This is a genomic window from Streptomyces sp. NPDC005899, assembly GCF_040629645.1.
Classification (GTDB): Bacteria; Actinomycetota; Actinomycetes; order Streptomycetales; family Streptomycetaceae; genus Streptomyces.
On sequence record NZ_JBEXWB010000165.1, the window covers coordinates 1 to 13409 of the forward strand.

The window sequence follows — 13409 nt, forward strand, 5'->3', positions numbered from 1 at the left end:
GGCTGAGCGCGCCGCACGCACCGCGGCCCGTCGGCCGGCCGCGGTGCGTCACGGAGAACGGCCGCGGGACCGGCGCCCCGCCACGGCGCCGGCCCCGCGGTCCTGGGGCAGTCAGGTCAGAAGCGCAGCGCCGCCGCGATGCGTCCGTGCTCTGCGAGGGAGTCGTCCGCGCAGAACACGACCTCGCACCCGGTGTCCAGGGCCGCTTCGACCAGCTCGTCCACGATGTCCTCACGGACCCGGTCGTCCGGTGGGGGGTTCGCGGGGTCCACCGGCTCCAGATGCTCGTCCGTGACCTCCACCGTCCGCCGGAAGTGCTCCTCGACCGCGACCAGACCGGCGCGGCGCTCCCGGACGGCGGCCCACACCTCGTCCAGGCCGCCCGCGAAGGACTTGCCGCTGCGGGCGTCGTCGAGCCTCTTGCGCACGGTCGCGGCGCTCTGGGCTCGCCAGTCCTCCAGGGCGGGAGCCAGGAGTCTCAGGAGTTCGGGGGCGCTCGTCTCCGACGTCGTGCCCTTCGCGACCTTGGAGACGGCCGTGCCCGCGCACTCGCCCACCTCCTCCAGCAGGGCGAGCGCCGGCGGCAGTCCGACCAGGAAGAGCGGCCTGGGGTCAGCGGCCAGGGCGGCCCGCAGGGTGCCGTCGACCTTGCGGAAGAAGTGGCGCGTGTCCTCGCTGACGTAGATGCTCGGGGCGTCCCCGCTCCGGGCCTGGCGCTCCGGGTCGAAGTTGACGTGCTGAGGGCTCAGGGGAAAGCCGTGCCCGTCGTCCTCGCGCAGATCGTCGTCGGCCCCCGACCACAGCGTCGCGTGCTCGGCGGACACCCCGAGCACCCAGTACGGTCGCGCCCCGGCCTTGGCGGCGACCAGGTTCCGGGTGAGGTAGCTGTCACTCAGGACCACGCGCTCGGGCACGGTGCGCGGCAGGTACCAGATCTGGTATTCGTCCGCGTCGGCCAGGATGACCAGGCCCTCCAGGGCGCTCCGCTGGTTCACCTCGGCGACGGCACGGTCCATCTGCGCCGTGACGGAGTCCCGCGCCTCGCGGGTGACCCGCTCGTCGGCCTTCAGACGGGTGTTGGCGGCGGCCACCAGATTGCGCAGCCGTGCGGCGTCCTGGACGTTGTCCGGTGCGCGGCGGTGGGTGGGCATCGTCAGGGATAGGGCCGGATAGGGCCGGGTCGCCCGGAGCTTCTGCAGGGTCTCGGCGGTCAGGGCGTCCGTATCCATCGTTACCTCCCGGAGGGCTGGGCTGGAATCGAGATACTGAGCCCGCCCCGGGGGAGGAGCGGGTGACATGACGAGTCAATTCATACAGTGCGGTCATACTATGGGCGAATTGTCCATTCCTGCTGTCGGAGGTGCCCCCATGTCCACGCTCACCGTGTGGAAGTTCCAGTCGGCCGAGGGTGCGGAGAACGTGGAATCGGCGCTCAAGTCCCTGCAGAAGGAGGGCCTGCTCAAGATCCTCGACGCCGCCGTCGTCACGTGGCCGGTGGAGCGCTCCAAGCCGAGGACGAAGCAGTTGATCAACCTGGTGGGCGCCGGTGCCCTGAGCGGCACCTTCTGGGGGATGCTCTTCGGGCTCATCTTCCTGATGCCGCTCCTGGGTGCCGCCATCGGCGCCGCGGCCGGAGCGCTCGGCGGAAGGCTCGCCGACGTGGGCATCGACGACGACTTCATCGCAGAGGTCAAGCAGAAGGTGACACCCGGGACCTCGGCGCTCTTCCTGCTCACCCGGGACGAGGTGCCCAGCCGGATCGGCGAGTCCCTCCCCGGCGGCGGCGCCGAGCTGCTGCACAGCAACCTCGACACGGAGCGTGAGGCCAGGCTCCGTGACATCTTCGGCGACGACGCGGAATGACCCGGGCGAGCGGAGCGGCCCGGGACGGTGCGGCGGCCCGGGACGGTGCGGCGGCTTGGGGCGGTGCGGCGGTCCAGGAAGGGCCCGCCGCCTCCCGCGCGAGGCGGTCGGCGGGGCGGCCCGCGAGGCCGGGGTGACGGCGTCCGACGCCGTCACGGACGTCCTGCGCGGCCTGCACGCGCGGTTCGGCGGCCTGCGTGACGGCCGGCCGGCCTCCTACATCCCGCAGTTGGCGAGCGCCGACCCGGACGACTTCGGGCTGGCGCTCGTCAGCATGGACGGGCACTGCTACAGCGCCGGTGCGGCCGGCACGCCCTTCACCCTGCAGTCCGTCTCGAAACCCTTCGTCTACGCGCTCGCGCTGTCCTCGCTCGGCCTGGACGAGGTGGGCCGCTGGGTGGGTGCCGAGCCGAGCGGTGAGGCGTTCAACGCGATCAGCCTGGAGCCGGGCACGGGGCGGCCGGCCAACGCCATGGTGAACGCCGGGGCCATCGTCACCACGGCCCTGATCGCCGCCACCGGCCGGGCCTCCGCCTTCCGGCGTGTGCTGACCTGTCTGAGCCGGTTCGCGGGCCGGCCGCTCGACGTCGACGAGGAGGTGTACGCCTCCGAGGCCGCGACCGGGGACCGCAACCGGGCGCTCGCCTACCTGCTCCGGTCGGCAGGCGCCCCGCCGGCCGCCGGCCCTCCGCCCGCCGCCGGTGTCCCGCCTGTGGACCCGGTGGCCGCGGTGGACACCTACTTCCGGCAGTGCGCGGTACGGGTCACCGCCGTCGACCTCGCCGTGATGGCCGCCACCCTCGCGCACGGCGGTGTCAACCCGCTGACCGGGGAGGCCGTCGTCTCCGCCGAGGTCGCGGCGCGGGTCCTCGCGGTCATGGCCACCTGCGGCATGTACGACGCGTCCGGGGAGTGGCTGCTGCGCGTCGGCCTGCCCGCCAAGAGCGGGGTCTCCGGCGGGCTGATCGCGGCGGGACCGGCCCGCTTCGGCCTGGCCGCCTACAGCCCGCCGCTGGACGCGGCCGGCACCTCGGTCCGCGGACGCGCGGCACTCGGCGCGCTCTCGGAGGAGCTCGGGCTGCACCTCATGCGCAACCCGGCGCTGCCCGGTTCCACCGTCACGCTGGCCACCACCGCGGACGTCCTGCCCTCGGCTCCGCCGGGCGGCCCGGAACGCGCCCTCCACGCGAGGGTCGGGATCGTCGTCGCCCAGGGCGCGCTCGACTTCACCGCGGCCGAGCGCGTCCTGCACGCCCTGGACAGGTCGGGCCCGGAGCGGACCGGGGCCGTCGTCCTGGACCTGCGTGAGGTGACCGGGGTGGACGCCCTGGCCCTGGCCACGCTGCACGCGGGTCTGGCCCGCCTCGCCGGTGACGGGCGCCGCGCCGCCGTCGTCGATCCGGACGACCGGCTGGGACCACCGGACCTCGTCCGGGAGCGGACCGGCCGGGACCTGCCACGCTTCGGCTCCCGTGCCGAGGCCGTGGAGCGTTGCGCGCAGGCCCTGGCCGGGCCGGACGGACCTGACCGGGCCGCGCGGTCCTAGCGCTGTGACCGCACGGGTTCGACGGTCCGGCTCCGCCGGGTCACCCCGTGCCGCACACGGCGACCCGTCCGCGCCGTACGCGGTCGACGGGCCCGGGCCCGCGACGCCGCGGGCCGGGACCGTCGGTCATGGAGGCGTGCTCACGGGAGGACGATGTCGCGGCCGGGTCCGCCGTCGACGGCGTCCTTTCCGGTGCCACCGAGAACGAGGTCGTCGCCGCCCTCGCCTTCCAGCATGTCGTCGCCGGGGCCGCCGAGGACGGCATCGTCGCCGTCCCCGCCCATGGCGTGGTCGTCGCCGGGGCCGGCGTACACGGTGTCGTCACCGCCGTAGCCCTCGATCATGTCGTCGCCCCGGCCGCCCCACAGCTGCTGGTCCCCGCTGTCACCCATCAGGTGGTCCATGCCGTCGCCGCCGTGCAGGGCGGCGGGTCCCATGACCATGTCGTTGCCCGTGCCGCCCAGCACCGTGCGCGCGGTGTGGGCGTGCAGTTCGTCGTCTCCGGGGCCGCCGTCGACGGTGCCGACCCCGGGGGCGAAGGCGGCGATCGTGTCACCGCCGTCGCCGAGGAAGACGTCGATCCTGTCGGGGCGGGGGCTGTCGGCGGGCAGTTCGCAGACGACTGAGGTGGTGTCCTCGGCCCGTGAGTAGGCACAGTGGTCGCCCGGTTCGAGCGGGACCACGTCGCTGAAGCCGATCCGCTTGATCCCGTCGCTGGTGTACATGGAGAATATGTCGAGGGAGTTGGTCTGCCCTGCGGCGGCGGTGAAGACGATCGACTGAGTTGCCCAGTCGGCTCCGACGCGGGCCTTCGTCCCGGGTGTGGCGGCGACTGCCGGGCCGACGGTGAGACCTGCGGTGAACAAGGCCAGGGCGACTGCGCCGGCGGCGGCTCGGTTTCGGTTCATGGGACCTCGTCTCGGTTGGGTGGCGGTGGACCGACGTGCTCGGCGCGGGGCTGCCGGGGCCGGGCCGACCCGGTCGTGAAGGCAGTCTCCCCTCCTCGTCCGGTTCCGCAAGACCGCGAACTGACGCAGCGTCACAAAAGCCTGAGTCGGACGACGCCTTCGCGAGTGGATCGCCCGAGGATCCGGAGAAGGCGGCTGCCCGGGTGCGGGCGGAGGGCTCGGCCGGGGGAGTCGGCGCAGTGGGGAACCGGCGACGGCCTGGCCGCCACCCGTGCCGCCCGCTCGCCCCGGGGTGGCCTACGGCGTCCCGCGCACCGGTCGGGGCCGTTCCCCGCTTCCGGCCCCGGGTGCGGTTCCGGCTCCCGACCACGGCAGATGCCGCACTCGCCGCCGACGTCTGTAATCAACTCTGTTCGCTTTATTGACAGTTCACTCGGAGGGCGTAGCGTTGGGAGCGCTCCCATAGCAGCTTCACCACTGGAAGGAGTTCCCCCCACATGCGTAAGAAGACCCCGTTAGCCGGGCGTTCGCGGTCGTCCCTCCGCAGGCCCCTCCACACGCTCGTCATGCTGTTCGCCGTCGTCGTCGGCGCACTCGCCTGGTCGACCCCCGCCCAGGCCCACGGCACCATCGTCGGCCCCGCCTCCCGCGCCTACCAGTGCTGGCAGACGTGGGGCAGCAACCACACGAACCCGGCCATGCAGACCCAGGACCCCATGTGCTGGCAGGCCTTCCAGGCCAACCCCGACACCATGTGGAACTGGATGAGCGCGCTCCGCGACGGCCTCGGCGGCCAGTTCCAGGCGAAGACCCCCGACGGGACGCTCTGCAGCAACAACCTCTCCAGGAACGCCAGCCTGAACAAGCCCGGGCAGTGGAAGACCACCACCGTCGGCAACAACTTCTCGGTCCACCTGCGTGACCAGGCCTCCCACGGTGCCGACTACTTCAAGGTCTACGTGAGCAAGCAGGGCTTCGACCCCAAGACCCAGAACCTGGGTTGGGGCAACCTCGACTTCATCACGCAGACCGGCCGCTACGCCCCGGCGCAGGACATCACCTTCCCCGTCCAGACCTCCGGCTACACCGGACACCACGTCCTGTTCGTGATCTGGCAGGCCTCGCACCTCGACCAGGCCTACATGTGGTGCAGCGACGTGAGCTTCGGCTGAGCCGGAAAGCGCCGCCCACGGCCCGGGCTTCCGCCGGGCGTCCGTGATCCGCGGCCCGGCCGACCGAGCCCCGTCGGGGCAGGGGATCCCGTGTGGTCACCCTGCCCCGGCGGGGCTTCCCGCGCTCCCGCCGGCCGCAGCGGTGGCGAGCGCGGGACCACGGTCACCGGGCCGGCTCCTCCTTGCCGCCGGTGCCCGGGCCGGGACGCCGGAGTCTGCTACCAGATGGACTCCACCCATTCCGGGTGGTCGATGAACGGGTTCCGGTTGTGCTGGTACCGGTCGAATATGACGTCGTTGCGGTGCTGTTCGAAGCTGTCCGGCGGGTCCAGCTGGTTCCACTGCTTGAGTACCGAGAGCCGCCCGATGCTGGGTGCCGAGCCGTTGCCGACCCTGTCGTTCGGCTCCAGGTCGGCGAACGCGTCGTCCCCCTCGTACCGCACCGCCATGTAGAGGATCATGCGGGCGACGTCTCCCTTGACCGCGTCGCGCGGTTCGAAGGAGTCGCCGTCGGTGAAGTTGCCGGGCGCCCCCGCCACGGCGCTGCCGCCGTTGTCGAAGTCCTTGTTGCCGCGGACGGCGTTGACCTGGACGTCCGTCGGGCGCAGGTGGTGGATGTCCGTCCCGGGGCCCGTGGCGGTGCCGAAGTCACCGTGCGACTTGGCCCAGACGTGCTCCCGGTTCCAGTCGCCGGTGCCGCCCCCGTTGTCGTTCTCGGACTGCGAGCGCCCGGTGTACAGGAGGATCACGTGCGAGGGGTCGGCCGGGTCCTCGTCGGTGTCCTTCAGGGCGTTCCAGACCTGGCTGTAGGAAAGCTTCGTCTGCTTGCTGATGATGGAGTGCAGCGAGCTCTTGAGGGCGGCGCCCGTCTTGCCCTGGGCGCCCTGGTAGTAGGTGTCGTCCAGGGCGGCGGGCGCCGACGCGAAGGCGGCGGGGGCGGCGGCCGGAGCGGCGGGGGCGGTGCCTGCCAGGCCGGTGAGCAGGCCTGCCGAGGCGATCGTGGCCAATAGCGGACGCGCGTAGAAACGACGGCGACCGGACATGTGGGGTGTCCTCTCCGATGCTCCGGTGGCGGGCCCGCCTCGGAGACGTCTCCGGGGGCGGTGCCGTTCGCCGGACGATGGCTGGTGAGCCGGGAGCCTTCCACACGCGGGGTGCCGGTCGAGTGAACGTTGCGTAGTCATCATGTGCAAGTCAAGTGACGACTGTGCCGCGTCCCCCACGGCATCGGATGCGGTGACACCCGACCGGCGCGAGAATTACCGCAAGGACGAGGAGGAGGCGGTATGAGCGAACAGCCCGAATCCCTATCCGTATCCGAGCCGGATGTCCAGGGGGTCACTCCCGACCGCCTGCTCCACACCGGCGGAAACGATCAGCCCACGGCGGAGGACCTCGTACTGGCCTCCGGCCGCGACCTGACCCCCGGAAACCTGGAGTGGGCGAAGCGCAGGCTGGCCGAGGAGGGCCGGTCGGCCATCGACAAGCGTCTTCCGTGAGCCGTGGGGCGGGGAGTGTGCGAGGCGCCCTCCGCCACTCGGCTAGCCTGAACGCCATATGAACCGTTTGACGACGCCACAGGGCGGATTCGACCTCGCCCGCCACCCGGAGAACCCGCGCGACCAGCTGCGTGCGTGGGACGCCGCCGACGAGTACCTGCTGAGCCGGCTGGCGGGTGAGGAGGACGGCGAACCGGTCGACCTGAGCGGCACCGTGGTGGTGGTCGGCGACCGTTGGGGCGCCCTCGCCACCGCGCTGGCGGCGCACCGGCCCGTGCAGATCACCGACTCCTACCTCGCGCAGCGTGCCACCCTCGCCAACCTGGCCCGCAACGGTGCCGCGCCCGACTCCGCGCGCCTGCTCTCGGTGCGTGACACCCCGCCGGAGCGCGTCGACGTCCTGCTCGTGCGGGTACCGAAGAGCCTGGCCCTGCTGGAGGACCAGCTGCACCGGCTCGCGCCCGCCGTCCACGCGGACACCGTCGTCATCGGCACCGGCATGGTGAAGGAGATCCACACCTCCACCCTCAAGCTCTTCGAACGCATCATCGGGCCGACCCGCACCTCGCTGGCCGTCAAGAAGGCCCGGCTCATCCACTGCACCCCCGACCCGGCGCTGCCCAGGACCCCCAGCCCCTGGCCCTACCGCTACGACCTGCCGGAGGACGTGGGCGCCGTCTCCGGCCGGACCGTCACCAATCACGCCGGCATCTTCTGTGCCGAACGGCTCGACGTCGGCACCCGCTTCTTCCTGAAGCACCTGCCCGCCCGGACGGGCCCCGAGCGCGTGGTCGACCTCGGCTGCGGGAACGGCGTCGTGGGCACCTCCGTGGCGCTCGCCAACCCGGAGGCGTCCGTCACGTTCGTCGACGAGTCGTACCAGGCGGTCGCCTCGGCCGAGGAGACCTTCCGGGCCGGCGCACGGGAGGACGCCGAAGCGGAGTTCCTCGTCGGCGACGCGATGGAGGGGGTGCCCCCCAGGAGCGTGGACCTGGTCCTGTGCAATCCGCCCTTCCACTCCCACCAGGCGGTCACGGACGCGACCGCCAGGAACATGTTCCACGGGGCGAAGACCGCACTCCGGCAGGGCGGCGAGCTGTGGATCGTCGGCAACCGGCACCTCGGCTACCACACACAGCTGCGCCGGATCTTCGGCAACTGCACCACCGTGGCCGGAGACCCGAAGTTCGTGGTCCTCAGGTCCGTCAAGCGCTGACCGACGGCCCGGGGGCGTGCCCGGCGCGGGCCCGGGCCACGTCTCCCGGCGCGGTGCCCACCGGCCGGCTCCCGCAGCGACCGGTGCCGCCGATCGTGGCCCCCCGGGCCCTCCCGTGACACACGCGGTTGCGGTATGCATGTAACCGGTGCCACGCCGTCCGACGACGACGCGCGTTCCGCCGAGCACGGACCCACCGCCGAGCGGAAGGTACGAGCCGATGAGCGAACCGGACCCCGGGCTGTTCGGCCCCTGCTCCGTCACCTGGCAGCTGCACGCCGACCCCATGATGTGGGTCGCCGGCTTACGCGCCCTCTACCTCCAGGCGCTGCACCCCCGTGCCGTCCGCGGTGTGATGGAGAACTCCGACTTCCGCCAGGACGCGTGGGGCCGCCTGATGCGGACGGCCGACTTCGTCGGCACGCTCACCTACGGCACGGTGGAGGCCGCCGGGAAGTACGGCGCCCGGGTCCGCAGGATCCACCGCCTCCTCACGGCCACCGATCCGGCGACCGGCGAGACGTACGCCATCGACGAACCGGGACTGCTGCTCTGGGTCCACTGCGCCGAGATCGACTCCTACCTCCAGGTGGGGTGCCGCTCGGGCCTTCCGATCACCGGAGCCCTCGCCGACCGCTACGTCGACGAGCAGCGCGAGAGCGCACGCCTCGTCGGCCTCGACCCGTCCGGCGTCCCCGGTTCGGCCGCCGCGCTCGCCGCCTTCTTCGCGCGCGTCCGCCCCGAACTCGCCGCCGGGCCGGACGCCGCGGAGGTGGACGACTTCCTGCGCGAGCCCCCGGTCCACGCCCTGCTGACCCCGGCGCGCGCGCTGCTGTGGCGGCGCGTGGCGGCACTCGCCTACGACTCCCTGCCCCCGTACGCCCACGAGCTGTACGGCAGGGCCGCCCCGCCCCCCGAGGCCGTCGACCGCCGCCTGCGCGCGACGGGGACCGCGCTGCGCCGCATCCCCGCGCCCGTGCGGCGCCTGGTGCCGCCCGGCCACATCGCGAAGGCGATGCGACGGCTCGGGCCCGGCAGCGCTCCCGACCCGTACGGACTCCGCGGCCGGGGCGCCATACTGGACGGGCCGGGGAGGGCGCGGCGGTAGGCGACGCGACGGGGGCGACGACAGGCGATGGCGGACACGAGGCTGATCCAGAGCCGGTACCACCTGCTCGATCTGATCGGGCGCGGAGGTATGGGCGAGGTGTGGCGGGCCCGCGACGAGTCCCTGGGCCGGCACGTGGCCGTCAAGTGCCTCAAACCGGTGGGTCCCCAGCACGACAAGGCATTCACCCGTGTCCTGCGCGAACGCTTCCGCCGCGAGGCGCGGGTGGCGGCCGCGCTCCAGCACCGGGGCGTCACCGTCGTCCACGACTTCGGCGAGTCCGACGGCGTCCTGTACCTCGTCATGGAACTGCTGGAAGGGCGCAACCTCAGTCAGCTCCTCGAGGACAACGAGCAGCACCCCCTGCCGGTCCCGGACGTCGTCGACATCGCCGAACAGGTCGCCGACGCACTCGGCTACACCCACCGGCAGGGCATCGTGCACCGCGACCTCAAGCCCGCCAACATCATGCGCCTCGGCGACGGCACCGTGAAGATCTGCGACTTCGGTATCGCCAGGCTCGGCCACGACGCCGGCTTCACCTCGCGCCTCACCGGCACCGGTATCGCCATGGGCACCCCGCACTACATGTCCCCCGAGCAGATCAGCGGCGGGGACGTCGACCACCGGAGCGACCTGTACTCCCTGGGGTGCGTCCTCTACGAGATAGCCACGGGCGTTCCCCCGTTCGACCTGGACGACGCCTGGTCCGTTCTCGTAGGGCACCGCGACACGCCGCCCGAACCGCTGCGCACCCACCGCGCGGAGCTTCCTTCGTTCTTCGAGCGGCTCGTCCTGGACCTGCTGGCCAAGGCGCCGGGGGAGCGGCCGGCCGACGCCGGCGACCTGCGGCAGCGCATCGCGCTCGGCCGTACCGGCGAGCAGCCCGCGCTCCCCGAGGCGGGGTGGACACGGCTCGCCGCTCCCGTCCCGCGCCCCGGTGGCGCGCAGCCGCCGCTGCCCGCATGGACCCGCGACATGACGACGGGTCTCAAGGCGACCGGCACGGTCCGTCCCGCGGTGCCGGGCACCGGCCACGCGGCCGAGCTGACCGGCGCGTGGACGAGCGGGACCGGGCTGCCGCTCCTCACCGGCGGGCCGCCCGCCGCCGCACCGCCGAGCCCCGGCACGCCGTCCGCCGAACGCGCCACGTCGTCACCCGAGTTGCTCTCCACGCTGGCCGACCGGCACAGCGCGGGTCTGAACCTGGCGCGCCTCGGGCACTGGGAGGAGGCCGGCGAGGTCCACCGCACGGTCGCCTCGTCGCGCGAAAGGGCACTCGGCCCCGACCACCCCGACACCCTCGCCAGCCGCTACGAGGTCGCCTTCACCCTCAGCCGGACCGGGCGTACCGCCGACGCGCTCCGCGAGTTCGGCCGGGTCGCCGACGGCCGCGAGCGCACCCTGGGCCCCGACCACCCCGACACCCTCGCGGCCCGCCAGGAGACGGCGTACGTCCTCGGCCGGCTCGGCCGGCACTTCGAGGCCCACCAGGTGTACGCCGCCGTCCTCGCCTCCCGGATGCGCTCCATGGGCCCCGACCACCCCGACACCCTGCGCTGCCGCCACAACCTGGCGTTCAACCTCAGCCGGCTGGGACGCCTGGAGGACTCGTACGCCATGGCCCGCGAGGTGGCGGAGGCCAGGGGCCGGCTGCTCGGCGAGAAGCACCCGGACACGCTGGTCACCCGGTACGAGGTGGCGTACACGCTCGGCCGGATGGGACGCTGGGCCGAGGCGCTGCGGGCCTACCGCGAGGTCGCACAGGCGCGCGCCCTGGCGCTCGGCCCGGACCACCCCGACACCCTGGCCGCCCGCTACGAGGTCGGCATCAGCCTCGGCCGGCTGGGCCGCGGCGCCGAGGCGCTCGAGCTGTACCGCTCGCTCGTCGAGGACCGCACCCGCCTCCAAGGGCCCACCCACACCGAGACCCTGCGGGCCCGGCACGGCCTCGGCGTCAACCTCGGGCGGATGGCACGCTGGGAGGAGGCGCTCGCAGAGGCCCGCGAGGTGTGCGCGATCCGGGAGCGCGTCCTCGGCCCCGACCACCCCGACACGCTCGTCAGCCGCCGCGAGGTGGCCGTGGGCCTGGGCTGGCTGGGCCGCTGGGCCGAAGCACTCGCCGACTACCGGCGGGTCGCCGAGGCCCGGGAACGGACCCTGGGCGCCGGCCACCCCGACACCCTGGCGGGCCGCAACGACGAGGCCTACTGCCTGGAGCGGCTCGGCCGCGGCACCGAGGCCGCCGACCTCTACCGGCGGGTCGCGGATCTGCGCGGCCGGAGCGGGACGCCGGAGGCCTGAGCCTGCCTCAGGCCCCGGGGCCACCGGCTTGGTGGAGGCCGCGCAGCAGCGCGATCCCGGCTCCGTGGCGCAGTGGGGCCTGGTTCACCCACCGAGGGCGGGGAGGAGTCGGCGGACGGGTCAGCACCCTCTGGGTCAGCACCCTCCCACATCCGCCACCGCGGCGCGCACCGCTGTCCGGCCGGCCGTGCCGTTCCCGCCTCCTGGCCACGCGCGACCGTCCCGTGCTACCAAGAGGCATGTCCGCAGACGCGTCGCACGCGCCCGGCCGGCCCGCCCACGGCTGCTACGACGCCGTCGTCGTCGGGGGCGGCCACAACGGGCTGGTCGCCGCCGCCTATCTCGCCCGCGCCGGGCAGTCCGTCCTCGTCCTGGAGCGGCTCGCCAGGACCGGCGGAGCCGCCGTGTCCACCTCGCCCTTCCCCGGGGTGGCCGCGCGGCTCTCCCGCTACTCGTACCTCGTCTCCCTGCTCCCGGACAAGATCGTCGGCGATCTCGCCCTCGACTTCGCCGTACGTCCGCGCACCGTCTCCTCCTACACCCCGGCCGTGCGCGGCGGGCGGCCGACCGGACTGCTCGTCGGCGGGGACCAGGAGGCGACCCGGGCGTCCTTCGCCGCGCTCACCGGCGGCGACCGCGAATACCGGGCGTGGCAGCGCTTCTACGGCCGGACCCGGCGGCTCGCCGCACGCGTCTTCCCCACCCTCACCGAACCGCTGCCGGACCGCGCCTCCCTGCGGGCACGGATCGATGACGCCGACGCCTGGCGCATGTTCTTCGAGGAGCCCGTCGGCGTCGCGATCGAGGAGGCCTTCGCCGACGACCTCGTCCGCGGCGTCGTCCTGACCGACGCGCTGATCGGCACGTTCGCCGACGCCCACGACCCGTCACTGCTCCAGAACCGCTGCTTCCTGTACCACGTGATCGGCGGCGGTACGGGGGACTGGAACGTCCCGGTCGGTGGCATGGGCGCGCTCACCGACGCGCTGGCGGCGGCCGCCCGGGCGGCGGGCGCCGAGATCCGTGTCCGCCACGAGGCCACCCGTATCGAGACGGACGGGGTACGGGCCGAGGTCACCGTTCGGTCGGACGGGGCGGAACACGTCGTGGCGGCCCGCCGCGTCCTGGTCAACGCGTCGCCGCAGGTGCTCGCCGCGCTCCTCGGGGAGCAGCCGCCCGCTCCGGCCGAGGGCGCCCAGCTGAAGGTGAACATGCTGCTCACCCGGCTGCCCCGGCTGCGTGACCGGTCGGTGGCCCCGCGCACCGCCTTCGCCGGTACGTTCCACATCGCCGAGGGCTACGACCGGCTCGCCGAGGCGTACCGGGAGGCGGCGGCGGGCCGGCTGCCCGCCACCCCGCCCTCCGAGATCTACTGCCACTCGCTGACCGACCCCTCGATCCTCGGTCCCGTCCCGGCCGCCCGCGGGTACCAGACCCTGACCCTGTTCGGCCTGCACACGCCCGCCCGGCTGTTCACCGCGGACAACGCGGCGACGCGCGACGAACTCCTGACGGCCACGCTGGCCGCACTCGACGCACACCTGGACGAGCCGGTGACCGCCTGCCTGGCACGTGACGAGAACGGCGAGCCCTGCATCGAGGCGAAGAGCCCGCTGGACCTCGCGCACGATCTGCGGCTGCCCGGCGGTCACATCTTCCACGGGGACCTCGCCTTCCCGTACGCCACGGAGTCCACCGGCCGCTGGGGCGTGGAGACGGCGCACGCCAACGTCCTGCTGTGCGGGGCGGGCGCGGTCCGCGGCGGCGGCGTCAGCGGGGTGCCGGGCCACAAC

General features: G+C 73.5%; 11 protein-coding genes. 8 read left to right on the forward strand and 3 right to left on the reverse strand.

Going from position 1 to position 13409, the window contains the following annotated elements; translation table 11 throughout:
- Nucleotides 1–116 precede the first annotated feature (116 nt).
- Complete coding sequence (locus ABZ371_RS19095; RefSeq protein ID WP_358680783.1) at nt 117–1229, reverse strand: chemotaxis protein; 1113 nt, start codon at nt 1227–1229, stop codon at nt 117–119.
- Between the two features lie 139 nt (nt 1230–1368).
- On the opposite strand from ABZ371_RS19095, the gene ABZ371_RS19100 reads away from it, so the two are divergent.
- Nucleotides 1369–1863, forward strand: coding sequence for a DUF1269 domain-containing protein (locus ABZ371_RS19100; protein ID WP_358680785.1), 495 nt, complete (start codon nt 1369–1371; stop codon nt 1861–1863).
- 133 nt (nt 1864–1996) lie between these two features.
- Nucleotides 1997–3409: a glutaminase A gene (gene glsA / locus ABZ371_RS19105; protein WP_358680788.1), complete on the forward strand. Its 1413-nt coding sequence runs from the start codon at nt 1997–1999 to the stop codon at nt 3407–3409.
- A 140-nt stretch (nt 3410–3549) separates the two neighbouring features.
- Here the strand turns inward: glsA and ABZ371_RS19110 are convergent, their stop codons facing one another.
- Complete coding sequence (locus ABZ371_RS19110; RefSeq protein WP_358680791.1) at nt 3550–4317, reverse strand: calcium-binding protein; 768 nt, start codon at nt 4315–4317, stop codon at nt 3550–3552.
- A 566-nt stretch (nt 4318–4883) separates the two neighbouring features.
- On the opposite strand from ABZ371_RS19110, the gene ABZ371_RS19115 reads away from it, so the two are divergent.
- Nucleotides 4884–5489 (forward strand): lytic polysaccharide monooxygenase, encoded by a 606-nt coding sequence (locus ABZ371_RS19115; RefSeq protein ID WP_358680811.1) that lies wholly within the window; start codon nt 4884–4886, stop codon nt 5487–5489.
- Nucleotides 5490–5707: 218 nt separating this feature from the next.
- Here the strand turns inward: ABZ371_RS19115 and ABZ371_RS19120 are convergent, their stop codons facing one another.
- Nucleotides 5708–6532 (reverse strand): endonuclease, encoded by an 825-nt coding sequence (locus tag ABZ371_RS19120; protein ID WP_358680794.1) that lies wholly within the window; start codon nt 6530–6532, stop codon nt 5708–5710.
- Nucleotides 6533–6775: 243 nt separating this feature from the next.
- Between ABZ371_RS19120 and ABZ371_RS19125 the strand changes: the two genes are divergently transcribed.
- The 5 genes from ABZ371_RS19125 to ABZ371_RS19145 all read left to right on the forward strand — a co-directional run.
- On the forward strand, nt 6776–6988 hold the full coding sequence (locus ABZ371_RS19125; protein ID WP_358680796.1) for a hypothetical protein: 213 nt from the start codon (nt 6776–6778) through the stop codon (nt 6986–6988).
- Between the two features lie 58 nt (nt 6989–7046).
- Nucleotides 7047–8204: a methyltransferase gene (locus tag ABZ371_RS19130; protein WP_358680799.1), complete on the forward strand. Its 1158-nt coding sequence runs from the start codon at nt 7047–7049 to the stop codon at nt 8202–8204.
- Between the two features lie 220 nt (nt 8205–8424).
- The gene (locus tag ABZ371_RS19135) at nt 8425–9312 is read left to right on the forward strand and encodes an oxygenase MpaB family protein (protein ID WP_358680802.1); all 888 of its coding nucleotides are present in this window, start codon (nt 8425–8427) and stop codon (nt 9310–9312) included.
- 27 nt (nt 9313–9339) lie between these two features.
- Nucleotides 9340–11616: a tetratricopeptide repeat protein gene (locus ABZ371_RS19140; protein ID WP_358680805.1), complete on the forward strand. Its 2277-nt coding sequence runs from the start codon at nt 9340–9342 to the stop codon at nt 11614–11616.
- Nucleotides 11617–11855: 239 nt separating this feature from the next.
- A partial coding sequence (locus ABZ371_RS19145; protein ID WP_358680808.1) for an NAD(P)/FAD-dependent oxidoreductase occupies nt 11856–13409 on the forward strand: 1554 nt, incomplete at its 3' end.

Coding starts and splice junctions, on each gene's coding strand:
- ABZ371_RS19095 (WP_358680783.1), bottom strand. CDS start 1,229: ATGGATACGGACGCCCTGACCGCCGAGACCCTGCAGAAGCTCCGGGCG.
- ABZ371_RS19100 (WP_358680785.1), top strand. CDS start 1,369: ATGTCCACGCTCACCGTGTGGAAGTTCCAGTCGGCCGAGGGTGCGGAG.
- ABZ371_RS19110 (WP_358680791.1), bottom strand. CDS start 4,317: ATGAACCGAAACCGAGCCGCCGCCGGCGCAGTCGCCCTGGCCTTGTTC.
- ABZ371_RS19115 (WP_358680811.1), top strand. CDS start 4,884: ATGCTGTTCGCCGTCGTCGTCGGCGCACTCGCCTGGTCGACCCCCGCC.
- ABZ371_RS19120 (WP_358680794.1), bottom strand. CDS start 6,532: ATGTCCGGTCGCCGTCGTTTCTACGCGCGTCCGCTATTGGCCACGATC.
- ABZ371_RS19125 (WP_358680796.1), top strand. CDS start 6,776: ATGAGCGAACAGCCCGAATCCCTATCCGTATCCGAGCCGGATGTCCAG.
- ABZ371_RS19130 (WP_358680799.1), top strand. CDS start 7,047: ATGAACCGTTTGACGACGCCACAGGGCGGATTCGACCTCGCCCGCCAC.
- ABZ371_RS19135 (WP_358680802.1), top strand. CDS start 8,425: ATGAGCGAACCGGACCCCGGGCTGTTCGGCCCCTGCTCCGTCACCTGG.
- ABZ371_RS19140 (WP_358680805.1), top strand. CDS start 9,340: ATGGCGGACACGAGGCTGATCCAGAGCCGGTACCACCTGCTCGATCTG.